This window comes from Brevibacillus gelatini (genome assembly GCF_003710935.1).
Lineage (GTDB): Bacteria > Bacillota > Bacilli > Brevibacillales > Brevibacillaceae > Brevibacillus > Brevibacillus gelatini.
Genome location: NZ_RHHS01000010.1, coordinates 21,497 through 43,787 on the forward strand (window position 1 = coordinate 21,497; position 22,291 = coordinate 43,787).

At 53.6% G+C, this 22,291-nt stretch carries 25 protein-coding genes, 1 pseudogene and 2 riboswitches; of the genes and pseudogenes, 19 read left to right on the forward strand and 7 right to left on the reverse strand.

Features of this window, described 5'->3' with window-relative positions; genetic code table 11:
- Positions 1–47: 47 nt before the first annotated feature.
- The 7 genes from EDM57_RS02870 to EDM57_RS02900 all read left to right on the forward strand — a co-directional run bounded on the left by EDM57_RS02870 (position 48) and on the right by EDM57_RS02900 (position 7,293).
- On the forward strand, positions 48–1,496 hold the full coding sequence (locus EDM57_RS02870) for a nicotinate phosphoribosyltransferase (RefSeq protein ID WP_122903264.1): 1,449 nt from the start codon (positions 48–50) through the stop codon (positions 1,494–1,496).
- Positions 1,497–1,683: 187 nt separating this feature from the next.
- On the forward strand, positions 1,684–2,943 hold the full coding sequence (locus EDM57_RS02875; RefSeq protein WP_122903265.1) for a Glu/Leu/Phe/Val family dehydrogenase: 1,260 nt from the start codon (positions 1,684–1,686) through the stop codon (positions 2,941–2,943).
- A 251-nt stretch (positions 2,944–3,194) separates the two neighbouring features.
- Positions 3,195–4,109 (forward strand): homoserine O-acetyltransferase MetA, encoded by a 915-nt coding sequence (gene metA / locus EDM57_RS02880; RefSeq protein ID WP_122903266.1) that lies wholly within the window; start codon positions 3,195–3,197, stop codon positions 4,107–4,109.
- A gap of 204 nt (positions 4,110–4,313) precedes the next feature.
- A complete protein-coding gene (locus tag EDM57_RS02885; protein ID WP_122903267.1) occupies positions 4,314–5,198 on the forward strand; it encodes a LysR family transcriptional regulator in 885 nt (294 codons plus the stop codon).
- Between the two features lie 98 nt (positions 5,199–5,296).
- On the forward strand, positions 5,297–5,686 hold the full coding sequence (locus EDM57_RS02890) for a CidA/LrgA family protein (RefSeq protein WP_122903268.1): 390 nt from the start codon (positions 5,297–5,299) through the stop codon (positions 5,684–5,686).
- Positions 5,664–6,362, forward strand: a complete 699-nt coding sequence (locus EDM57_RS02895; protein WP_122903269.1) for an LrgB family protein — start codon at positions 5,664–5,666, stop codon at positions 6,360–6,362. Before EDM57_RS02890 ends, EDM57_RS02895 begins: the two co-directional genes overlap by 23 nt.
- Positions 6,363–6,462: 100 nt before the next feature.
- A complete protein-coding gene (locus EDM57_RS02900) occupies positions 6,463–7,293 on the forward strand; it encodes a protein-glutamine gamma-glutamyltransferase (protein WP_122903270.1) in 831 nt (276 codons plus the stop codon).
- 66 nt (positions 7,294–7,359) lie between these two features.
- On the opposite strand, the gene solA is transcribed toward EDM57_RS02900, so the two are convergent.
- The gene (gene solA / locus EDM57_RS02905; RefSeq protein WP_122903312.1) at positions 7,360–8,493 is read right to left on the reverse strand and encodes an N-methyl-L-tryptophan oxidase; all 1,134 of its coding nucleotides are present in this window, start codon (positions 8,491–8,493) and stop codon (positions 7,360–7,362) included.
- Positions 8,494–8,770: 277 nt separating this feature from the next.
- On the opposite strand from solA, the gene EDM57_RS02910 reads away from it, so the two are divergent.
- From EDM57_RS02910 to EDM57_RS02930, 5 genes are all read left to right on the forward strand, one after another.
- On the forward strand, positions 8,771–10,498 hold the full coding sequence (locus tag EDM57_RS02910) for a methyl-accepting chemotaxis protein (RefSeq protein ID WP_122903271.1): 1,728 nt from the start codon (positions 8,771–8,773) through the stop codon (positions 10,496–10,498).
- 158 nt (positions 10,499–10,656) lie between these two features.
- Positions 10,657–11,388 (forward strand): ZIP family metal transporter, encoded by a 732-nt coding sequence (locus EDM57_RS02915; protein WP_122903272.1) that lies wholly within the window; start codon positions 10,657–10,659, stop codon positions 11,386–11,388.
- 105 nt (positions 11,389–11,493) lie between these two features.
- Positions 11,494–12,309: a flagellar motor stator protein MotA gene (motA, locus tag EDM57_RS02920; RefSeq protein ID WP_122903273.1), complete on the forward strand. Its 816-nt coding sequence runs from the start codon at positions 11,494–11,496 to the stop codon at positions 12,307–12,309.
- Entirely contained in the window at positions 12,302–13,108 is an 807-nt protein-coding gene (gene motB, locus EDM57_RS02925; protein ID WP_122903274.1) for a flagellar motor protein MotB, read from the forward strand. Before motA ends, motB begins: the two co-directional genes overlap by 8 nt.
- 210 nt (positions 13,109–13,318) lie before the next feature.
- Complete coding sequence (locus EDM57_RS02930; RefSeq protein WP_122903275.1) at positions 13,319–14,128, forward strand: alpha/beta hydrolase family protein; 810 nt, start codon at positions 13,319–13,321, stop codon at positions 14,126–14,128.
- 36 nt (positions 14,129–14,164) lie between these two features.
- Here the strand turns inward: EDM57_RS02930 and EDM57_RS02935 are convergent, their stop codons facing one another.
- Complete coding sequence (locus EDM57_RS02935; RefSeq protein WP_122903276.1) at positions 14,165–14,626, reverse strand: low molecular weight protein-tyrosine-phosphatase; 462 nt, start codon at positions 14,624–14,626, stop codon at positions 14,165–14,167.
- Positions 14,627–14,816: 190 nt separating this feature from the next.
- Positions 14,817–14,919, forward strand: a riboswitch (guanidine-I (ykkC/yxkD leader).
- 110 nt (positions 14,920–15,029) lie between these two features.
- Between EDM57_RS02935 and EDM57_RS02940 the strand changes: the two genes are divergently transcribed.
- Together EDM57_RS02940 and EDM57_RS02945 are read left to right on the forward strand one after the other, a co-directional pair.
- Positions 15,030–15,383, forward strand: coding sequence for a DMT family transporter (locus EDM57_RS02940; protein WP_122903277.1), 354 nt, complete (start codon positions 15,030–15,032; stop codon positions 15,381–15,383).
- Positions 15,380–15,694, forward strand: coding sequence for a DMT family transporter (locus EDM57_RS02945; RefSeq protein WP_122903278.1), 315 nt, complete (start codon positions 15,380–15,382; stop codon positions 15,692–15,694). Before EDM57_RS02940 ends, EDM57_RS02945 begins: the two co-directional genes overlap by 4 nt.
- A gap of 86 nt (positions 15,695–15,780) precedes the next feature.
- Here EDM57_RS02945 and EDM57_RS02950 read toward each other — a convergent pair whose 3' ends face one another.
- From EDM57_RS02950 to sspK, 5 genes are all read right to left on the reverse strand, one after another.
- Positions 15,781–17,121 (reverse strand): hemolysin family protein, encoded by a 1,341-nt coding sequence (locus EDM57_RS02950; RefSeq protein WP_122903279.1) that lies wholly within the window; start codon positions 17,119–17,121, stop codon positions 15,781–15,783.
- Between the two features lie 236 nt (positions 17,122–17,357).
- Positions 17,358–18,473, reverse strand: coding sequence for a site-2 protease family protein (locus EDM57_RS02955; RefSeq protein ID WP_122903280.1), 1,116 nt, complete (start codon positions 18,471–18,473; stop codon positions 17,358–17,360).
- Between the two features lie 61 nt (positions 18,474–18,534).
- Entirely contained in the window at positions 18,535–18,837 is a 303-nt protein-coding gene (locus EDM57_RS02960) for an iron-sulfur cluster biosynthesis family protein (RefSeq protein ID WP_122903281.1), read from the reverse strand.
- A 104-nt stretch (positions 18,838–18,941) separates the two neighbouring features.
- Entirely contained in the window at positions 18,942–19,295 is a 354-nt protein-coding gene (locus EDM57_RS02965; protein WP_122903282.1) for a DUF3905 domain-containing protein, read from the reverse strand.
- A gap of 71 nt (positions 19,296–19,366) precedes the next feature.
- Positions 19,367–19,498 (reverse strand): small acid-soluble spore protein K, encoded by a 132-nt coding sequence (sspK, locus tag EDM57_RS02970; RefSeq protein WP_007783429.1) that lies wholly within the window; start codon positions 19,496–19,498, stop codon positions 19,367–19,369.
- 95 nt (positions 19,499–19,593) lie between these two features.
- Between sspK and EDM57_RS02975 the strand changes: the two genes are divergently transcribed.
- From EDM57_RS02975 to EDM57_RS23955, 5 genes and pseudogenes are all read left to right on the forward strand, one after another.
- Entirely contained in the window at positions 19,594–19,863 is a 270-nt protein-coding gene (locus EDM57_RS02975; RefSeq protein ID WP_122903283.1) for a YqkE family protein, read from the forward strand.
- Positions 19,863–20,009: a hypothetical protein gene (locus EDM57_RS23065; protein WP_170163356.1), complete on the forward strand. Its 147-nt coding sequence runs from the start codon at positions 19,863–19,865 to the stop codon at positions 20,007–20,009. The genes EDM57_RS02975 and EDM57_RS23065 overlap by 1 nt, the downstream gene beginning before the upstream one ends.
- Positions 20,010–20,059: 50 nt before the next feature.
- A complete protein-coding gene (locus tag EDM57_RS23070; protein ID WP_170163357.1) occupies positions 20,060–20,236 on the forward strand; it encodes a hypothetical protein in 177 nt (58 codons plus the stop codon).
- A gap of 187 nt (positions 20,237–20,423) precedes the next feature.
- A pseudogene (locus tag EDM57_RS02980) lies at positions 20,424–21,773 on the forward strand (glucose-6-phosphate isomerase); the annotation flags it as partial.
- A gap of 21 nt (positions 21,774–21,794) precedes the next feature.
- On the forward strand, positions 21,795–22,013 hold the full coding sequence (locus EDM57_RS23955; RefSeq protein ID WP_342771456.1) for an excisionase family DNA-binding protein: 219 nt from the start codon (positions 21,795–21,797) through the stop codon (positions 22,011–22,013).
- A 78-nt stretch (positions 22,014–22,091) separates the two neighbouring features.
- Positions 22,092–22,208: riboswitch (TPP riboswitch) on the forward strand.
- Positions 22,209–22,291: the final 83 nt, after the last annotated feature.

Sequence of the window (22,291 nt, forward strand, 5' to 3'; positions counted from 1 at the left end):
AGTTCTGGTATGATGTTGGAAAGGAATCCACAGGAGGCTTATGCGATATGCAATCATATGGTGTGGCATTGCACACAGATAAATATCAGATCAACATGATGTACGCGCATTGGGTAAACGGGACGCACAACCAGCGGGTGGTTTTCGAAGCGTATTTCCGCAAACTGCCTTTTGGCAACGGTTACGCAGTTTCCGCGGGGTTGGAGCGAATCGTTCATTATATAAAAAATTTGCGGTTTGAAGAAAGCGACCTGCAATATTTGCGGGAGCAGGAGGAAAATTACGATCCGGCCTTCTTGGAGGAACTGCGCAACCTGCGCTTCCAAGGCTCGCTCTACTCCGTCAAGGAAGGCACGATGGTGTTTCCGAACGAGCCGCTGATTCGCGTGGAAGGCCGCGTCATGGAGGCGCAGCTGGTGGAAACCGCCCTGCTGAACTACATGAACTACCAGACGCTGATTGCGACAAAAGCTTCGCGGATCAAAAACGTGGCGGGCGACGACATCCTGATGGAATTCGGCACGAGACGGGCGCAGGAAGCAGACGCCGCCCTGTGGGGAACGAGAGCGGCGTATTTGGCCGGCTTTGACGCGACCTCCAACATGCTTGCGGGAAAAATGTTCGGCATCCCGACAAAAGGAACGCACGCACACTCGTGGGTGCAGAGCTTTGAGGACGAGGAAGAAGCATTCCAGCGCTTTGCCGATGCCCTGCCGAACCAGGTGACGCTGCTCGTAGATACGTACGATACGCTGAAAAGCGGCGTTCCCCATGCCATTTCCGTCGGGAAAAGACTGGAGCGGGAAGGCAAAAAGCTGATCGCTGTGCGGCTGGACAGCGGCGACCTCGCCTATTTGTCCACCAAAACGCGCGAAATGCTGGACAAAGCGGGGCTTACCGATGTGAAGATCGTCGCTTCCAACGATCTGGACGAGCATACGATCATGAACCTGAAAGTACAGGGGGCGAAGATCGACAGCTGGGGAGTGGGCACGCAACTGATTACGGCAGCGGATCAACCGACGCTCGGCGGTGTTTACAAGCTGGTCGCTCGCCAGGACGCGAACGGGGTCTATCAGCCGACGATCAAGATTTCGGCCAATCCGGAAAAAGTGACGACTCCCGGCATCAAGGACATGTACCGACTGATCGATCCCGATACGGGCAAAGCGATTGCCGACTATTTGTGTTTCCCGGAGGAAACGACGATTGCCGAAGGCGCTCCGGTCAATCTGATTAATCCGAGCCATCCATATTTGAACAAGCAGCTGACCCGCTACCGGGCAGAAGCTTTGCTGATCCCGGTTTTTGTCGACGGCGAGCTGGTGTACCAGCTGCCCAGCCTGGAGGAGATTCGCCGCTACCACCGCGAGCAGCTCAAGCAGTTTTGGCCGGAATATTTGCGGATGCTCAACCCTGAGCACTATCGCCTGCATGTGAGCGAGAAGGTGTGGGAGACGAAAACCGCGCTGATGCAGGCTTACATGAAAAAATAAAGCGCAATACATCTGCTGTGTCGTGAAGATGCGGCAGGTGTATTTTTATGCAGCAGTACAAATAACTGCAATTGTGTGAAAAAAACAAAAATAAACAGTCTGAATTTGTAAAATTCGTAGTATAATAACTGCATTCATCCTTTAGTCCTGTGCTAGGGTGATGCAAGATAGGTGGGGAGGATCAAGCATGCAAAAGACAGTAGAAAGAGAAAACCTGAATCCATACGAGATTGTCCAAAGGCAGATTGACGCGGCAGCAGCGCTGCTTCAGTTGCCAAGCCACGCCGTCGAAATCTTGAAAAGACCGAAGCGGGTGCTTGCTGTCAGCTTTCCGGTCAAAATGGATGATGGCAGCGTTCGCGTATTCGAAGGATTTCGTTCCCAGCACAATGATGCGGTAGGGCCAACAAAAGGAGGCATCCGCTTCCATCCTGACGTTACAATGGATGAGGTAAAAGCGCTCTCGATGTGGATGTCGTTCAAATGCGGTGTCGTCGGTCTGCCGTATGGCGGAGGAAAAGGCGGCGTCATCTGCGACCCGCACGAGCTGAGCCCAGGCGAGCTGGAGCGCGTTAGCCGCGGTTTTATGGAAGCAATCGCGGACATTGTGGGACCTGACACGGATATTCCTGCACCGGACGTGTACACGACACCGCAAATCATGGGCTGGATGATGGATACGTACAGCCGACTGAAAGGCGCGTACTCGCCAGGCGTCATCACAGGCAAGCCGATTGCGGTTGGCGGTTCCAAAGGAAGAAATGAAGCGACTGCCCGCGGATGTGTCTTCACGATTTTGGAGGCGCTCAAAGATTCGGGCCGCAAACCAGCGGAGACGACAGTCGCGATCCAAGGGTTCGGCAATGCAGGACGGATCGCAGCCAGACTGCTGACAGAGCTTGGCTTTCGCATCGTCGCTGTCAGCGATTCGCGCGGCGGCATCTACGACCGTGCAGGCTTGAATATCCAAAAAGTCGGGCAGTTGAAGGACGCATCCACGATTTTGGACTATCCAGGGGCAACCGTCATTACCAATGAACAGCTGCTGGAACTGGAAGTTGACCTTTTGATTCCGGCTGCACTGGAAAATGTGATTACAGCCGAGAATGCCGAGCGCATCCGGGCCAAGTGGATTGCAGAAGCTGCCAACGGTCCGACGACTCCGGATGCCGACAAGATTTTGCGTGAAAAAGGAGTCGTGGTCATCCCCGACATTCTCGCCAACGCGGGCGGAGTGACTGTGTCCTACTTCGAATGGGTGCAAAACCTGATGCACTATTACTGGTCCGAGCAGGAAGTGAACGAGAAGCTGCAAACCGCGATGGTCAACGCATACCGGGCGGTGGCGGAGCTTGCGAAAAAATACAACGTCGACCTGCGCACAGGCGCGTACATGATCTCGCTGTTGCGCATCAAGGAAGCCATGGAAGCGCGTGGCTGGATCTGACAAACAGGGAATATAACGAAGCCTCTCGCAAGTTGTTGGCGAGGGGCTTTTCGCTCATATCGCCATTCCAGAAAAAGACCTGCTATTTTCGTTGAAAGAAAGGTATAATAATTTGACGAAAAATTGGCGGAATAACGAAACTTAGTATAGATACTTTCTGTTTGAAGCAAGCAGGAAACCAAGTATTTTTGTCGAATTTGTCGGATTAGTGTTTTTTACCTGCTTTGCAAATAGTGGAAAGGGGGAGCATTATGCCAATCAAACTGCCTGACGAGCTACCTGCGGTGGAAGTGCTGGCCCATGAAAATATTTTTGTCATGAAAGAAAGCCGTGCGTTCACGCAAGACATCCGGCCGTTGAAAATCGTCATCCTGAACCTGATGCCTTTGAAGGAAACAACGGAAACACAGTTGCTTCGCCTCCTGGGGAATACGCCCCTGCAGGTGGAAATCGTTCTGTTGCACATGTCCAGCCATACTTCCAAAAACACATCGGAAGAGCATCTGTCGATGTTTTATAAAACGTTTGAGGAAATCAAGGACCAGCGCTTCGACGGCATGGTGATTACGGGAGCGCCTGTCGAACAGCTCGAATTTTCCGAAGTGACGTATTGGGAAGAGCTGAAGCAGATTTTCGACTGGAAGCTCACCAATGTGACTTCTACGTTGCATATTTGCTGGGGGGCGCAGGCCGGACTGTACCATCACTTCGGGGTGCCCAAGCATCCGTTGCCGGAAAAGATGTTCGGGGTTTTCCCGCATACGTTGAACAAGAAAAATGTAAAGCTGTTCCGCGGCTTTGACAATTGCTTTTACGTCCCGCATTCCCGTCATACGGAAAATCGCCGGGAGGACATCGAAAAAGTACCCGAACTGGAGATTTTGTCCGAGTCCAAGGAAGCAGGCGTGTACATCGTCGCGACGAAGGATGGCAGACAAATTTTCGTGACCGGACATTCCGAGTACGATCCGACCACTTTGCAGGACGAATATGAGCGGGATCGAAACAAGGGGCTGGACATCGCCGTGCCGCGCAACTACTATCCCGACGATGACCCGAGCCGCGAGCCGATCGTCACCTGGCGCGCGCACGCCAATCTGCTGTTCTCCAACTGGCTCAACTATTACGTCTACCAGGAGACACCGTACGATCTGAACAACTGTTAGCAGATGGCAGCCGGAGCAGCAGGCCGCGCGACCATTACCGCTTCCTGCGGCGGAAAGCGGGTAACAATCCAGGCCACCGTCAAATAAAAAGAATGTCACAAGCCAGGGCGGCAGATGCGTCCTGGCTTTTTCAGCGGCGTAAAGGCTGTGGTAAGCTGGAGAGAGGACAAGCATCAACGCGAACGGAGCAGGTGGAGGCAGCAGATGGATATTCGACAACTGCAATACTTTGTGGAAGTAGCCAAACAAAAAAATTTTACGAAAGCGGCCAACACGCTTCACGTTTCCCAGCCGTCGATCAGCAAGATGATGAAAGCGCTGGAGGAAGAGCTTGGCGTCGTGCTGCTGGACCGCTCGGAGCGGAAAATGGAGCTGACGGAAGCGGGCGAGCTGGTGTACGGGTATGCGACAAAAGTGCTGCAACTGTTGGAAGGGATGACCTCATCCATCGCGCAAATCCGCAATATCGAGCGCGGGCGGGTGAAAATGGGCATGATGCCGACCGTCGGTTCTTTTTTGCTGCCGAATGTGATCGCCATGTTCAAAAAGCAATATCCGGGCATTGAGCTCGAAATGAAGGAGTACAGCGCCAAGCTCCTGGAAATTCAGGTCGAGCAGGGGAGCGTCGATCTCGGACTGACGGTTTTGCCGACGGATGAGGAAAAGTTTTCCGCAGTTCCGCTGGTGGCAGAAGATCTCGTCGCGATCGTGCATCAAAAGCATTGGCTGGCAGGCGCAGACGAAGTAAATCTGGCGCAGTTGCGGGACGAGGACTTTATTCTGTTCACAGAGGAGTACGCGATTCACGATGTCGTTCGCCAGGCGTGCAGAATGAGCGGCTTTGAGCCAAAAGTGGCCTATATGAGCTCGCTGTGGGATTTTGTCGGGGAAATGGTGGCGACACAGCTCGGCATCTCGCTGCTTCCGCGCTCGATTGTAAGACGCCTGCACAACGACCAGCTATATTCGGTAAACATCTCGTCTCCCGTGATCGACTGGCAGTACGCCCTCATTTACCGCAAGGACGGCTACCTGTCCCATGCGACGCGAGCCTTCATCGACTTTGTGCGGCAGCATTTGTCGCCATAACCAAATGGAATAGAAATCATGATGTTTATGTATTGTACGAATGGAATCGGGACGCTTTAGAATGAAGGTACCAACATGAAGGAACCGGAGTGGTCTCGATGAAAAAATGGTGCTTGCTGCTTGGACAAGTTTTGCTCTTGTATGGATTCAACTGGCTGGGCAAAGGAATCGCTTCGTATTTGCCTGTCCCTGTCCCCGGCAGCCTGATCGGGCTGTTGCTCTTGTTCATCTGTCTGCACAAAGGCTGGGTGCGCCTGCAGTGGGTAGAGGCGGGAGCCACCCTTTTGTTTTCGCAAATGATTTTGTTTTTCGTGCCGTCTCTGGTCGGCATGATGCAGTATCCTTGGCTGCTCGGAGGAAAAGGACTGCTTGTTTTGCTGGTCGTCACAAGCGGTTGCGCGCTCGTGATGGTTTCGACAGGCGTTGTTGCTGAGCGGTTGTTCAGACGTGGCGAGGTGAAGCAGCTTGATCCTGTGGAAAACGTGTAGTGTAGTCCTGACGATTTTGTTTTTCTACATGGCGAAGCGGATCAACAAAAAGCGGCCGAGCCTTCTGTTTTCCCCGGCTGTGCTTGTGCCAGCCGCGCTGATTGTCTTTCTTTTGCTCGCGGACATCCCGTATGCTGTCTACAGTGAAGCGACAGCGTGGATCAGTGAGCTGATGGGAGTGGCGACGGTTGCGTTTGCCGTGCCGCTGTATCGCAACTGGTCTATCTTGATGGCGCACAAGCGGATGATTTTGCTCAGTCTTGCCACTGGCTCCCTGATTGCGATTATCGCGGGCGTGTCGACAGTTATGCTGGTCGGGCTGGGCAAGGCGGCGGCGATCAGCGTCATTCCTCGTTCGATCACGCTGCCGATTGCCCTTGGCGTCTCGGAGGCGATTGGCGGCCTGCCGACGATGACAGCGATATTCGGGATGCTGACCAGCTTTGCAGGCGTTTTTCTGGCGCCGCGGATTATCCAAAAAATGAAGCTGCGCCATCCGGTGTCAATCGGCCTGATGTACGGCATGGGGGCGCATATGCTCGGAATGGTCAAGGCGTTCGAGCGGGGCGACACGGAAGGGAGCAGTGCGACGCTGGCGGTGATTGCCGGGGCGATGATTACGGTCGTGTGGGCGTTCACGCTGTTGCCTCTGATCTTGTATTGGCTTGCTGTCTAGTTTCATTTGGGAGACTTCCTGGGAAGCTCTTTTTTCTGCACATGGACATGGGCGCTTGCATACACATACCAGGGACGGTGTTGTGCAGAGGAGGTTGTCTATGTTAATCATCAGTGGCAGACGGGCAAATCCGGACGTTTTGGCCATGGAGTGGGGATTGAACCCGGTGCAGCGGGAAGTCGTGGAGCGGATGGCAGAGAGCCAGGAGGAGTTTTCCTACCCATCCCCGGGGTTGCTGCAGTTCGAACTGAAGATGAGGGACCACCTGGTGCGCTCGGCAAGGGCACTGTATGCGAGCGGAATCGCTTTTTCCACTTTTGAACAATCGCGGGCCAACGAAGCGTACTGGGAGCGCACCGAGCTGGGCGGCTTTCGGCTGAGACCGGGAGTGTTGCCCTCGCAGGGAATCAACAACATTTTTCAGGAAGGCAGAAAATATGCGACAGAGTGCGCGACAGCGATGGTCGCAATTTTGTACCACGCTGTTCTCCAGTCGATCCGCAGGGAAGATTTCGAGCGGCTGTTCGCGGATATTTTGCTCTACGACTGGCGCTACGATCAGGATCTCGATCTGCAAACAGTCCGGACGACGACGTTTTTGCCGGGCGATATTTTGTATTTTGCCAACCCGGATCACAATCCCGACAAGCCGCAATGGCAAGGGGAAAATGCGGTCGATCTGGGCAGAGGGCTGTACTACGGGCACGGAGCGGGGATTCGGAATGCCGAGTCGATGATCGCGTTTTTGAACGAACAGCGCAGGCCAGGGGCAACCAGGTCCGCGTACCTTGTTCCCCAGGCGACACGTCCCGGCTTCGCCTATTTGTTTCCGTACGACAACAGGCGTCCGCAGGTGCGCTTTGAGCAGCGAGCAGCAGACATGGGCAGTCGGATAACGGCTCAGATCGGTTCGCTCTATTGGGAATGGTGAAGATGAAAAAGCCTCTGGGCCGATGGACTGGCGAGAGGCTTTTTGCTGATCGCAGTTTGACAGCGCTCAGGAAAAACGGCTGAGCGAAAACATGGACAAATCAAGCTTGGATTCCCCGTCGATGAGCAACTGGCAGGCTGCTTCGCCTACGGCGCTCGCGAACTTGAAGCCGTGTCCGGAAAAGCCGGCGGCAAAGACGATGTGCGGGCTGTCCGGATGGCGGTCGATGATAAAATGCTCGTCGGGCGTCATCGTATAGATGCAGACTTTGCCCTGGCGCAGTCCCCCTGCCGCCTGTGGCATGTACGTCTCCAAAAACGAACGGACATCGCCTTCATCCGACAAATAGCAGCCAAAGGTTCGCTCCAGCGAGTCGGGATCGATTGCTTGACCCCCGTCATGGCGGCCGATTTTCACGCCTGCCCCGTCGATGCTCGGAAAGCCGTAGAACATCGAATCGTCGAGATGGAAGACGAAGGCGGGGAACCGCTCCGCGCCGTACAGGCTTTCATCTGCTCCGAACCAGGCGATGGTTTTGCGCGTGGGTACAAGCGGAACGGACAAGCCAAGGTCCTGCAGCAGCGGTTTGTTCCATGCCCCGGCGGAGACGAGAAGCTTTTGGCCGCGATAGCTCTCGGAGTCAGTGCGCACGACCACTTCTTCCCCGTCCATTTGCAGGCTGGTTACTTTTGTGTTTGTCAGCAGTGTTGCGCCAGAGGCTGCGGCCAACTGGCGATAAGCGTGAATGGCCTTTTCCGGATAGAGGACGCCGGAAGCAGGTTCCAGGCAAGCGTAAAAGTGATCGGGCAGCTCGATGCCTGCCCAGCGCTCGCGCACCTGTTGGGCGGTGAGCACTTCGAGCGGAAGCGAGTAACGCTCGGCGCTCTCCCGCACTTCCCGTAAAAAGGCGCAATCGTGCGCTCCTGCACTCAACACGCCTGTCTGGCTGAACAGCTTCACGCCGGAAGCCTGCTCCAACTCGGCCCACAGCTCTTGTGCCCGCAAGGCGAAAGGCACGTACTGCCTGCCTTCTCCGTAAGCGTGGCGGATGATCCGGGTGTCTCCGTGGTGGCTGCCCATCGTGTGCGGCGGATCAAAAGCGTCAATCAGAAGCGTGCTGATCCCCCGTCTGGCCAAATAGTACCCGGCGGCCATTCCCATCGAGCCTGCACCGACAATGATTACCTCGTATGTTTGCATAATGGACTCCTCCCCGTTGATCGTGGCTGCCTGTCTTTGCTGTGAAAAAGCGCGAAGCATCCTCCAAACTCTTTTCCCCATTATAGAGTTTCTTTTTTTCTCGTAGCAATCAATCTGATGAAAATTCTGATAACGATATTTTTTATAAATGTTAGTTGTTGTTATTTATGGCAGGGAGTACAATTTGTCTCGAGCAGGTTTACCTTGATCTTGCAAAGGGAATACGCTCTGAAATAATAAATAATATCATAACAAAGTGGAGAGAAGTGGTGTTTCTATGAGATGGACGATTGGAAAAAAGCTGGGTTGCGCGTTTGCCCTGATTCTTCTGGTGATCGCGTTTATGGGGGCCATGAGTGCATATAGAACAAGCCTCATCAACAGCAAAGTCGAAGAAATGAAGACCGTGTGGCAACCAGGATTGGAAGTCATATTGAAAATCAACTCGACGCTGGAAACGATCTACGGCCTGAATCAGACGATCCTGAACACGGAATCGCTGGCAGAAAAGAACAGATACGCCGGACAAATTGATGAAAACTTCGTATACATCGACGGATTGCTGGCCAGCTATGAAAAAACGATTGTAGATGAGGAAAACCGAAAGCACTTCAACAGCTTGAAGGAAGCGATGAAGCAGTACGAAATTTTCAACCAGGAATTTGTGGAAGTCGGCAAAAAGATGGACATCAGGCGCGGCGCGACGCCGGAAGAGTTGGCTGAGCTTTCGCGCTTGCGTCAAAAGGCGACCGAGCTGTTTGTGGAGCGGATGAATCATATCGATGCCATGATTGAGCATAACAAAATGGGAACGGAACGGGCAGGCAAGGAAAGTGCCGAGCTTTACGCGGCTCTCAAGCGGGACAATCTCATTACACTCGTCGTTTCCATCGCGGGTTGCCTGCTTTTGGCTCTCTGGCTGACGAGAAGCATTCGCCGCCCGGTCCTGCGGCTGGTGGCGGAAATGAAGAAAGTAGCAGACGGAAATTTGCGCGTGGAGCCGCTGGTGGTCAAAAGCCGGGATGAGATGTTCGATTTGGCCCAATCTTTCAATGAGATGACGCAAAGCCTCAAAGAGGTAATTCGCCAGGTTGGCACGACATCGGATCAGGTAGCGGCATCGGCCGAGGAACTGACTGCCAGCGCAGAGCAGACGAGCCGGGCGACCGAGCAGATCGCGGTTACGGTCCAGGAGGTTGCAGCAGGTACGGAGCGTCAGTTGGCGAGTGTGGAGCAAGGGGCAAAAGCAATCGACGACATGTCCAGGGGAATCCGCCATATCGCGGCAAACGCCCAAGAGGCATCCAGCATGGTCGTTCAGGTGGCGTCGATGGCGGGAGAAGGAAACAAGTCGATCCAGGCAGCCGTTCAGCAGATGAACGCCATCCACAATTCCATACGCGAGCTGGCCGGGGTCGTCGATGGATTGGGCAACCACTCCCAGGCGATCGGGCAAATTATCGAGGTGATTACCGGCATTGCCGAGCAGACCAATCTGCTTGCGCTCAATGCAGCGATTGAGGCAGCACGGGCAGGCGAGCACGGCAGGGGCTTTGCCGTCGTTGCAGACGAAGTGCGCAAACTGGCCGAGCAGTCGTCCCAGTCGGCCCAGCAAATCGGACAACTGATTCAGACCATTCAGGCAGACACGAAGCTCGCTGTGGAATCAATGGAGTCGGGAACAAGAGAAGTGCAGGAAGGAATTTTTGTGGTGAATCACGCGGGAGAGACGTTCGAACAGATTCAACTGTCGATCACAACCGTGGCCGAACAGATCCAGGACGTGTCGGCAGCCGCGCAGGAAGTATCCGCGCACTCCGAGCAAGTCGTGCAAGCGATCGAGCTTGTCAGCGAGGTGTCGGAGGTCGCAGCCGACGGTACACAAAACGTCTCCGCTGCTACGGAGGAGCAGCTCGCTGCGATGGAGGAAATTACTTCTTCGGCGACAGCACTCTCCAATATGGCGGAGGAACTGCAGCAGATGATTAGCCGATTCAAAGTGTAAGGAAAACGCCAGTCGCTCTGGCGTTTTTTTTTGTTGCCATCGCGCTCAAATTTTTAACATGTTCCGCCTTGTTTTATTATAAGCTAACAGAAGGGACAATCTTGCCTCCTGTATTTGGACGAATGAATGCAACATAACATATTCGTGGGGGAACTTGCATGGAACAGCTTTTGATGGGGAGCTTTTTGTCCGCGATGGCAACGGGTGTCGGAGCTCTGCCCATTCTTTTTTTCCGCACGGTCACGCACCGGTGGCGGGATATTCTTCTGGCCTTTACCGCTGGCATCATGGTGGCGGCAGCGACGTTCAGCCTGATACCGCAGGCGATGGCCAACGCCTCGTTTACGATTGTCTGTCTGGGCGTGCTCACCGGGACGCTTTTTCTCACCATTTTGGAGAGCGTGATTCCACATATTGATTTGGAGCACACCAGAGTCAACATCGCGATGGACTCGCAGGCGATGCTGATTTTGATGGCGATTACCTTGCACAATATTCCGGAGGGGCTGTCCGTCGGGGTGAGCTATTCAAGCGAGCAGCCGGAGCTTGGCGGCTTGATTGCGTTTGCCATCGGTCTACAAAACGCGCCGGAAGGCTTTCTCGTCGCCCTGTTTCTGATTAATCAAAAGGTCAGCCGGCTCAAAGCGTTTTTCCTGGCGACGATGACGGGAGCGGTGGAAATCGTATCCGCGATCTGCGGCTATTACCTCACAGCAGTAGTCGAAGGGCTGGTGCCGTACGGCCTCGCGTTTGCAGCGGGCGCGATGCTGTTTATCGTCTACAAGGAGCTGATCCCGGAAAGCCACGGGGACGGTCACGCGCGCTCGGCAACTTTTTCGTTTATTTTGGGCCTGTTGGTCATGATCGGGCTGGTACAGTTTTTCGGATAAGCGGGTTTTTTGCGAAAGAATAAGCAAATTCTCTCACAAAAGCGGCGAAAAAAACCGAAACCATAATATAGATAGATTTCGATTATGGTAATAGGGAGTGTCACGATGGAAAAGTCTACCTTGATAGGTATCGTACTAGGTATTATTGCAGTAGTGGTCGGGATGGTTCTTAAACACGCGAACCTCTCTTCCCTGCTAAATCCGGCAGCGTTCATGATTATCATCGTAGGTACGGTCGCCGCCCTTTTCAACGCATTTCCCATGTCGGAAATCAAGAGGATTCCTGCCCTTTTCAAGGTTATTTTTAGCGAGCAAAAACTCCCTGCCAAAAGGGAATTGATCGGTCAGTTCATGAACTGGGCTTCCATCGCCCGTCGTGAAGGGTTGCTCGCGCTGGAAAACACTTCCGATGAGATCGAGGACCCATTCCTGCGCAATGGCATGAAGATGATTATCGACGGGGGAGAGCCGGAGTTTGTCCGCGATGTGCTCAATGAAGAAATTCACGCCATCGAGGAACGCCATCAGGCTGGCGCGCTGGTGTTCAGCCAGGCGGGCAGCTACGCTCCGACTCTTGGGGTACTCGGAGCGGTAGTCGGTCTGATTGCGGCGCTCGGCAACTTGAGCGATATCGACGCGCTCGGCGTTTCGATTGCGGCAGCGTTTGTGGCGACTTTGCTCGGTATTTTTACCGGGTACGTGCTGTGGCACCCGTTTGCTACCAAGCTGAAAAGAAAATCCAAACAGGAAATCGAGATTAAAAAAATTATGGTAGAAGGACTTCTGTCCATCCAGGCGGGTGTTTCTCCTGCTGCCATTGAGCAAAAGCTTTTGGTGTACATCCCGTACAACGAGCGCGTCGAGATGAAGGAAGAAGAGAAGGAAGAGAAAAGGGAGGAAGGAGCTGCGGTAAATGGCTAAGCGACCAAAGAGACATGCTCAGCACGAAGAGCATATGGACGAGTCTTGGCTGATTCCGTACGCGGACCTGCTTACCCTCCTGCTGGCTTTGTTTATCGTATTGTTTGCCTCCAGCGAAATGGACGCCAAAAAGTTCGACCAGATGGTTCGCTCTTTTAACGTTGCATTGAACGGCGGAGTGGGCGTGCTGGAGCAGCCAAGCCCGATCCCGCTTGACCCGAACCTGTTACAGCAGTCGATCCATAAAGGCGCCCAAGAGGAAAGGCAGAAGACAGAAGAAGAGAGGAAGCTGGAGGAAGCCGTCCGTAAAGAGACAGAGGACTTGAAAAAGCTGCAAACACAGTTGGAAGGCTACATTCAGCAAAACAAACTGCAGGACAAGCTCCAGACGAAGCTGACCGATGAAGGGCTGCTGATTACGATTTTGGACAACGCCTTGTTTGACTCCGGCAGCGCCGTGCTGAAACCGGAAGCGAGAAAGCTGGCAAGCGAAATGGCGGCGATGCTCGTACCCCATCCGAAAAAAGTGACAGTGACCGGACATACGGATAACGTGCCGATTCATCGTCCGGAATTCCCGTCGAACTGGGATCTTTCCGCCAAGCGCTCCGTCAACTTTTTGAAGGTGCTTCTGGAAAACAAAAACCTGGACCCGACCAAATTCAGTGCGACAGGGATGGGCGAGTACCACCCGGTAGCGCCGAACACGACAGCCGAGGGCCGGGCGAAAAACAGACGGGTAGAGGTAGCAATTTTGCGCGATCTGGCTACCCCGCCGAAAAACAGTGTCAATCCATAAGCAAACAGGATAGCGCCGGATTCAGGTGCTATCCTTCGTTATTTTTGGGAGCTTTCGCTGCTTTTTCCTGTTTCCTCGACAAAGTTGATTCTTTCGTTCGACGGTGATTCGCGAGCCAAGCACTCTTGACATTTTGGTGGAAAAAGAGGATAATAAACCTCATAACAAAGTAAACTACTCGGAATACTATAATTAAAAGAGGTGAGCTCTTTGGAACGGACATTACATATTCCAAGCGATACCGTTACGTTGACGGCTACGCTGCATGAGCCAGAGCAGCAAAACGGCAAAATCGTTGCCAAATACCCATTGGTTGTGATCTGCCATGGCTTCATCGGCAGTCGGGTTGGCGTCAACCGCTTGTTTGTAAAGGCGGCCAGAGAGCTCGCCGCGCACGGGTTTGGCGTATTGCGCTTCGACTACGGCGGCTGCGGGGAAAGCGACGGCGACTACGGGGCTGGCGGGCTTGATGTACTGTTGAAGCAGACGCGCGATGTGCTGGATTACGTTGCCGGGTTAGAGCATGTCGATCAGGAGCGGATTACGCTCATTGGACATAGCCTTGGAGGAGCTGTTTCCGTCCTGACGGCAAGCCAGGATAAGCGGATTCACTCGCTTGCGCTGTGGGCTCCTGTAGCACAGCCCTTTGACGACATCGTGCGGATTGTCGGGGAACAGGAGTACCAGGACGCGCTGACATTAGGGAACACGGATCACAACGGCTATTTGCTCACAGGGCGGTTTTTCCAGTCGCTGCACGGAGCCCAGCCGCTGCGCCATGCCAAGCAGTTTGAGGGGGATGTCCTGATTTTGCATGGCAATCGTGACGATGTGATTCCTGTCGATGCGATGTTCCATTATGAGCGGGAACTGCATTTGCGCAGAAGAGGTGCGTGTGAAACAGAAGTGATTGTAGGCGGAGATCATACGTTTTCCTCGGCGGACAGCTACAGCAAGCTGATTGGCAGTACGATAGGCTGGCTGACACGGCTGTGGGAGGAAGAGACGGTGGCCGTATAGCCAGATAAAAAAGAAAGGGATGCCCGGAGCAGCAGGCTATCCCTTTTTGCTTTTGATTTCCTCCAAGAGGCCGCGGCAGCCAGCTTCCACTAGGTCGTAGACGTAGGTGAAGCGCCCCGTGTAATAAGGGTCTTCCACGTTTTGCTCCTGAACGACGTGCGCAAAATCGAGCAGGCGGTACACTTTTTTGCCTGCGGGAGCCATTCGCGTGAGCGCAGCCAAATTTTCCTCGTCCATGCATACGATGTAGTCGTACTCGGCAAAATCATCGCGGGTAATCTGGCGGGCGCGCAGCGTGTCGAAGGCGATGCCTTTTTCCGTCAAAACCTTTTGCGTACCCTTGTGCGGTGGCTCTCCGGCGTGCCAGCCGCCGATCCCCGCCGAATCAATGGAAATTTCCCCGGCCAAGCCTTCCTGCTCCACAAGATGGCGAAAAACGGCTTCCGCCATGGGAGAGCGGCAAATATTGCCCAGGCAGACAAACAAGACGCTTGTCATCGGTTTTCTCCTCCTCACTCGTCTGGTTGGTTTGGGACGATCCTTCTGTATGCTAGAATAGCACAGGAAGCGGATTTTGAAAAAACGACTCACGGAAGGGCGGGGCTGCTTGCAGGTGTGTCCTGCTCTTGCCATCGTCGCCTTACTTTTGCTACAATAAGCGCGAGTTATCTCATGCACCAATTGCATATTTGCTGTTTTCTAGGGTTCCGCGGTCAGCAGGCTGGCCGGACTGGTCCGAGAGAAAACACACGGCTGCGGTCGTGACACGGAGGGACAAAAGCCCGGGAGAATATCTGTGACGGTATTCGCCTGTGGCTTTTTTTGCTTGTGTAAAAAAATGGCTCCGGGTGACTGCGCACAAGATGCACTTGGGGAACGAGGAAGAAAAGGAGGAATTGCGGTGGGAAAAAACTGGCTTCTGGTTGTGATTGCCGCTCTGTTTGAAGTGATGTGGGTAGTGGGCTTGAAAAGTGCCGACAGCTTCTGGGAGTGGTTGATGACCGTAATCGCTATCCTGGTTAGTTTCGCGGTATTGATCTATTCAGGCAAGCGCCTGCCGACAAGTACGGTGTACGCCGTTTTTGTCGGGCTGGGGACGGCGGGGACGGTGATCGTTGAGATGGTGGTTTTTCAAGAGCCGTTCAGTTGGGTCAAGATCGGGCTGATCGCTCTTTTGCTCACCGGGATTATCGGCTTGAAGCTGGTAACGCATGAGCAGGAAGAAGATTCGCACAGGAAGGGGGAAGTCGCATGACATGGGTGTCTTTGATTTGTGCCGGACTGTTTGAGGTGGTCGGCGTCATGGGAATTTCGCTGGTGAACCAAAGGTCGTCGCTGCGCTCCTGGGCGGTGCTGATCGGCGGATTTTCGCTCAGCTTTCTCCTGCTGTCTGTCGCGATGCGCGAAATCCCGATGGGAACGGCGTACGCGGTATGGACGGGCATCGGTACGGTCGGCAGCGCCCTGGCAGGAATGCTGTTTTACGGGGAGCCAAAAGATGGGCTGCGTCTGTTGTTCATCGGCCTGGTCATTGTGTCAGTGGCAGGCTTGAAGCTGCTGGGATAAAGGCACGCGGCGAATCAACAGGAAAAGCCCCTCACCTGATGCTGCAAGGTGAGGGGCTTTCGCTATTGGTTGCGACGCAGAAGCGATCAGGAAACGGTCATAAACTCTTCCGTCGCCTGTGCGTCATCGCTTTTTATTGGCGTAATCAGCACGCGTGTGACACGGTGATGATCCATCTGCTTGACGATGAACAAGTGGCCTTCCCATTCCACCGTTGCGCCCACCGCGATCTCTTCTTCCAGTTGGCTGTACAGCCAGCCGCCGATCGTATCCACGTCCTCTGATTCCAGCTCGAACGGGAGGTGGTCGTTCAAGTCAGCGAGCGTCAGCATGCCGGATACGGAGAGGCCGTTTTCCAGCTTTTCGATCTCCGGTCGTTCCTCGTCGAACTCGTCCTGAATATCGCCGACGATCTCCTCCAAAATATCTTCCATGGTCACAAGACCGGCTGTGCCGCCGTACTCGTCGATGACAATCGCGAGCTGCGAACGTTTTTTCTGCATCAGGCGCAGCACCGTGCTGATCTCCATCGTTTCCGGAACAGTCAGAACCGGGCGGAGCAGCGATTTCAACTCGACGTGCCCGTCTTGCAGGGCGGCGAGGTAAAAGTCGGTCGCATGGACAAAGCCGATGATGTTGTCTTTGTCATCATCCGCTACAGGGAAACGGGTGTGTCGCTGGGTGCGGATGATCTCCAGGTTTTCTTCAAACGTGTTCGTGCTATACAAGCAAATCATGTCAATGCGCGGGATCATCGTCTCCCGGGCAAGCGTTTCGGAAAAGTCGAAAACGTGTTCCACCAGTGCCAGCTCGGTTTGGTCGATATGGCCGCTTTGGTGGCTCTGGTTGACGAGAATGCGAATTTCTTCTTCTGTATGAGCCGCTTCATGCTCCGAAATCGCTTCGAGACCCAGGCGCTTCATCAAGGCGTTGGCTGTTCCGTTCAAAAACCAGATTGCCGGGTAAAGCAATTTATAGAAAAACATCAATGGCGCGGCAACCCACAGCGAAGTCACTTCTGCTTTTTGAATGGCCAATGATTTCGGCGCCAATTCACCCAAAACAATGTGCAGGAAGGTAATGATCGCAAACGCAATACCAAAAGAGATCGCAGAAATCGCATAGTCAGGCAATCCTGTTGAACCAAGCAGCGGTTCGACAATCATGTGGGCGATTGCCGGTTCCCCGACCCACCCCAGTCCAAGCGAGGCGAGAGTAATCCCGACCTGGCAGGCAGACAGATAGCCATCGAGCTTTTGCGTTACTTTTTGGGCGTACATGGCGCGTTTGTTTCCTTCATTCACCAACTGTGTCAGGCGCGTTTGCCGCACCTTGACGAGAGCGAATTCCGCGGCGACGAAAAAGCCGTTTAGAAAAACAAGAAATAAGACAAGCAGCAGGTTGAGCACTATCGGGACGGTGTCCAAGTAAAAAGTCATCCTCTCTGAAAAATGATAAATGTATGCTTCCATTTTACTCTGTTTGCCAGTAACTCTCAAAAGCGATAAATCACCGTAGCAAGCGTTTCTGCCCCCTTGCTGGGGAAGAGCGACCTTCAGGTGTCCGTAGCGCACGATTTTGCGCCCACAGAAGGCCGCAGAAGGTCACAGAAGGTCAAACTGTCTGCTCCAGGCCGGCCGAACCTGGGGTGAAAAAGCTTGCGCTACCTGTGCAAAATCTGCTGTCCGTAGACGAAGAAGGCCGACAGGACAGCGGCCAGGCCAAGGTAGGCGGCCAGCACTTTCCACTTGGTTGCCGTTGGCGCTACATAGTACGTCGACAGCCGATGCATTTGCTCTTCGACTTCCGCCAGCCGCTGGCGAGCCGCTTGCTCAGCCTCGCGCAGCAATTCGGAAGGGGCAGGGCGCAGCGGGTCCGAGTCGATGAAGAGGATCGGTTCGCGCTCCCATTGCTTGAACAGTTCCCATTTTCTGTTCATGTACACCTTGTCCAGACGTTTCCGGTCGCGGATGAGGCGTTTTTCGTCCTGGAGAAAAGGGACGAGGAAGCCTTTGTCCGGCTCTGCCTGGTTGAGTGCCGTAACCTCTTCATTCAGGCGGACGCGCGTGTCCCAGGTCGTTTCCAGCTTGGGCCACTCGGCAATGCTTTGCAAAAAGTCGGCGATTTTGTCCCGCTCGTATTGCAGCACCTGGTGCTGGTAATTTTCCCGCAGCCGACTCCACCACGTAAACAGGCCGATAATAAAGATGAACACCATGATCGGCCCCGGATTGGCAAACAGCATGATGCCAAGTGCGACCAGTCCGAAAAACCAGATTTTTGTGGACAGTACAGAGACGATCCGCCCGCCATCCAGCGGAGAGACAGGCAGCAGATTGAACAGGTTGAGCAAGGCGCCAAGGTAAATGACCAAAGCCCAGAACGGGTCCTGTGTCCACCAGTACAGCGGCAGCGCAGGCAAAAAGGCAATCATGCCGGCAAGCGGTCCGCCGTAGGCGAGATAGGCTTCTGTTTTGGCATCGCGCGGCATGTCTTTCATGGATATAAAAGCACCCGCAAACGGGATGAAGACGGCTGGCGAAGTTGCAATGCCTTTTCGTTTGGCAGCGATGACGTGCCCCATTTCATGGACGAAGATCAGGTAGACGAGCGCCACGGCGAATTTCCAGCCGTAAAACATGGCGTACGCCCACAGGCTGATCGCCATCGACAACAAGGTTGTGCCGAATTTGGAAAACTTGAGAATGCTGAGCAACCATTTGAAATTGGCCAGCAAGAAAGCACCGATGGCCAAGAGGACCGAACGACTTTTTTTCATCAAAGCTCCTCCCATACGTCATGCAGTCTTTCTTTCATACGGATGACGCCCAGGGAAGTTTCTACTGGCCCGCAAGTCGCGGGTTCGAGAAGCGAAAGCCGTACTCTCCGTATGCAGGGTCAAAGGCGAGTTTTCCGCCATCGAAAAACCAGAAATCAGCGGGCCGGATTACAAAGCGCAAGCCTTCCACTTCGAAAACGGCGTCACCGGGCATGGCCTCGTCTTTTTCAATTGCGTAAAACAGTCCGCCCGTTCCGGGTCCGCTTGTCCGTACGTACAGCCGCAGCGTATCGCCAGGACGAAATTCCGCATAGCGCTGGTAGGCGAGAGAGAACGCAGGCTCTATCGCAAGGGTGATGCTCATGGGCAAGCTCCTTTCCATCTTTTCAAGCCCATTGTAACACAAAGCAAAAACGCCCATTCGGCTGCGATCTTTTCCGAATGGGCAGTCTTTTTTACGGGCAGCGGTTAGTCCCTGCCTTTGCTGACGTCTTTTGTCGGATGCATGAAGCGGGCATTGCCTATGGGTTTGTCCTCCAAAAGCTCCTTGTTTTCGTAGGAGTTCCAGCCGATGTCGTTGGTCGGATGCACCCACTGGTCGCCTGCCATGATCGAAGGGTCTGTGTCTGTGCTCCAGTTGTTCAACGGGGACTCTTCGGAATCGTAATGGCTGTCGCCGATCACCACGCCAAACTCGTTGACAAAAGGCCGCTGGATCGTGCGGGACGATTTTTTGAAGTCAGGCGCGCTGATCTGATGCGGCAAGGTTCCATCGAGGGAAATATCCTTCGTCTGCCCGTTGTTTTTTTCGTCGTTGTCCATTTGTTGGACCTCCTTATCCACACAGCCGATATGTTTGCCTGCTCGCCTTTTGCATCAGTGTCCTTTTGTGCCTAACGGTTTTCTTTTAACCGCTCTTGTGGTTCACTATTAATGGAACCGTTGGAACGGACGGCTTCCGACTGTGCCTTGGGGCCACGGATTTCTGCGGTTTTTCCAAAGTCTTTTGCTTTATTGCGTACCATGTCTCGTCCTCCTCTTCATGCGAAGCTGAAAATAGTATGACCAAAAGGCGCTGGAGAATGGGCGTGAATTTGATAGGGAAAGGATGGCAGTTCACATGGCGAAGAAAAAACAAAAGCAGCAACAGCAAAACGCGACTACAGCGACAGAAGCGAAAACTTCTCTCGGCAGCCTGAAGGATTTGGTGAATGCCGATGCTTTGGCCAAGCTGAAGCAGTTGGAAAAAGAAATGAAGGCCGAAAGCGAGCGCAAGGCGAAGGAAGCAGCAGAGCAAAAGCGCCGCGAGCAGGAAGAGCGCGAGCGCAACAAAAGCTTTGCCGAACTGCTGGATGAATATGAGAAAAAAGGCGGAGGCAAGTACAGCTAATGCGCGAAGAACGGCAGACGGATCGACCGGATACGTCGAAAAACGGCCTGATGAAAAAGCGGCAGCTCGCACTCAAGGATGAGTCGATCAAGCAGCGCAGCCGGCAAGTGCTTGGCCGATTAGGGAAAAAGCAGCCCAAGGAGTGATTTTTTCCCCTTCTTCCCCATATAGCTAGGAGAGGGGAAGGAGGGAGATCATGGGGACAATCCTGCTCCTGCTCAGTCTCCTCTGTGTAGCGGTAGGCACCTGGAAGCTGAGCGGTATCTACAAGGCAGACAAGGGTGACAGCAAAACGCTCTGGTGGACAGTCGCAAGTGTCGGGATTGCGCTCTTTTTTCTTTTAAAGCTGATGACAGATACGTATCCAACATAAACATGCACCTGTTGTTTCAAGCTGCACAGGTGCATGTTTTTATTCGCAGCAAAGCGCGGTTTTTGTTTGTTTTTGACGAATTATACACAATTTTCTCGCTTTTTGTGATATTTTGACGGAAAATCACTTTCCGGCTTCTGACGTGATAAGATGAAGGAAATAGATGATGTGCTTTGGGAGGGAAGCCATGAACCAAGCGATTCGATTTGATTACTCCAATGCACGCCCTTTTGTGAGACAGCATGAATGGGAACAGCTTGCACCAGCAATCGGGCAGGCGCATGAAATGTTGCACAAAAGAACGGGTCCAGGCAGGGACTATCTCGGTTGGGTTGATTGGCCGCAGAGGTATGACCGCGACGAGTACGAGCGGATTCGCCAGGCGGCGGCACGTATCCAGGCTGATTCGGATGTGCTTTTGGTAATTGGAATCGGGGGTTCATATTTAGGGGCAAAAGCTGTACTGGACATTTTGGGCCACAGTTTTTACAATTTATTGCCGAAGTCGAAGCGGCGCTTTCCGGAAATTTATTTTGTCGGGAATAACATCAGCCCGGTTTATATCTCTCATCTGATGGACGTGATCGAAGGAAAAGATGTGTCCATCAATGTCATCTCGAAGTCGGGCACGACGACGGAGCCCGCGATCGCTTTTCGGCTGCTGCGCAACTGGCTTGTGAACAAGTACGGACGCGAACAGGCGAGGAAGCGCATCTATATTACGACGGACAAAACGCGTGGCGCCCTGAAAAAACTTGCCGAGGACGAAGGCTACGAGAGCTTTGTCATTCCGGACGATATAGGCGGACGTTTTTCCGTGTTGACTGCGGTTGGACTGTTGCCGATCGCAGTGAGCGGAGCAGATGTGGACGCGCTGATGAAGGGAGCGCAGGACGCGTGCGAGCGCTACAAGGTCATGGATCTGTACGAAAATCCGTGCTACCAGTATGCGGCCATTCGCAATGCGCTGTACCGCAAAGGCAAAACCGTGGAGCTTCTGGTCAGCTACGAACCGCAATTCCGTTATTTTTTGGAGTGGTGGAAGCAGCTTTTCGGGGAGTCGGAAGGCAAGGACGGCAAAGGAATTTTTCCCGCGTCCGCCGAGTTTTCCGCGGACTTGCATTCGTTGGGGCAGTACATACAGGACGGCATGCGGCAGTTGTTTGAAACCGTTGTAACCGTGAACAAGCCCGCCGTTGACGTCACCGTACAGGAGGACCCGCTGGATGTGGACGGGTTGAACTTCCTGTCCGGCAAGCGGATGGGTTTTGTCAATAAAAAGGCTTTCGAGGGAACGGTACTGGCCCATGTAGACGGCGGCGTACCGAACCTGCTTGTGGAAATGCCAGAGGCGACAGCGTATCACCTTGGTGCCCTGATTTACTTTTTTGAAAAGGCGTGCGGGATCAGCGGCTATTTGTTAGGAGTCAACCCGTTCGATCAGCCCGGGGTGGAGGCGTACAAGGCCAACATGTTCGCCCTTCTGGGAAAACCTGGATTCGAGCAGCAGAAAGCGGAACTGGAGGCAAGATTGCGCGAGAACAAAACGTATTTGACTGTGGAGGAGACGGCGGCGTATTTGGAGCTTCCTGAAACGTTTATTTTGGAAAAAATTCATCAGGGCAAAATCCGCGCTCTCCACGACGGAAATGAGTATATCATCAACAAGGAGCAGTTCAACCACCATCTGGAGGAAATACGCAAGCTTCGCGAGTTCGAGGAAGCGGAGCGTCACGAGACGATTCCGGAAAGCTACGATGTAAAAGACGAAGACTAGGGAGCAGGATGAAGAGAGAGCATCTTGTCAGATCACAGCCAAGAGGACTATACTTGGTGGGTGAACGAAAATAAAAGATCAAGCAACTCGGGGAGTCCTTCATGCGGGGCTGAGAGGACGGAAGCGAACGACCGTCGACCCATTGCACCTGATCCGGATCATGCCGGCGCAGGGATACGGTTGCCGGCAAACAGCGCTTTATTCTTGGTTTACATGCGTATGAAGCCCGCCTTTTCCTGCGAAGGAAAGGGAGGGCTTTTTCTTTTTGCTTTAGGAAA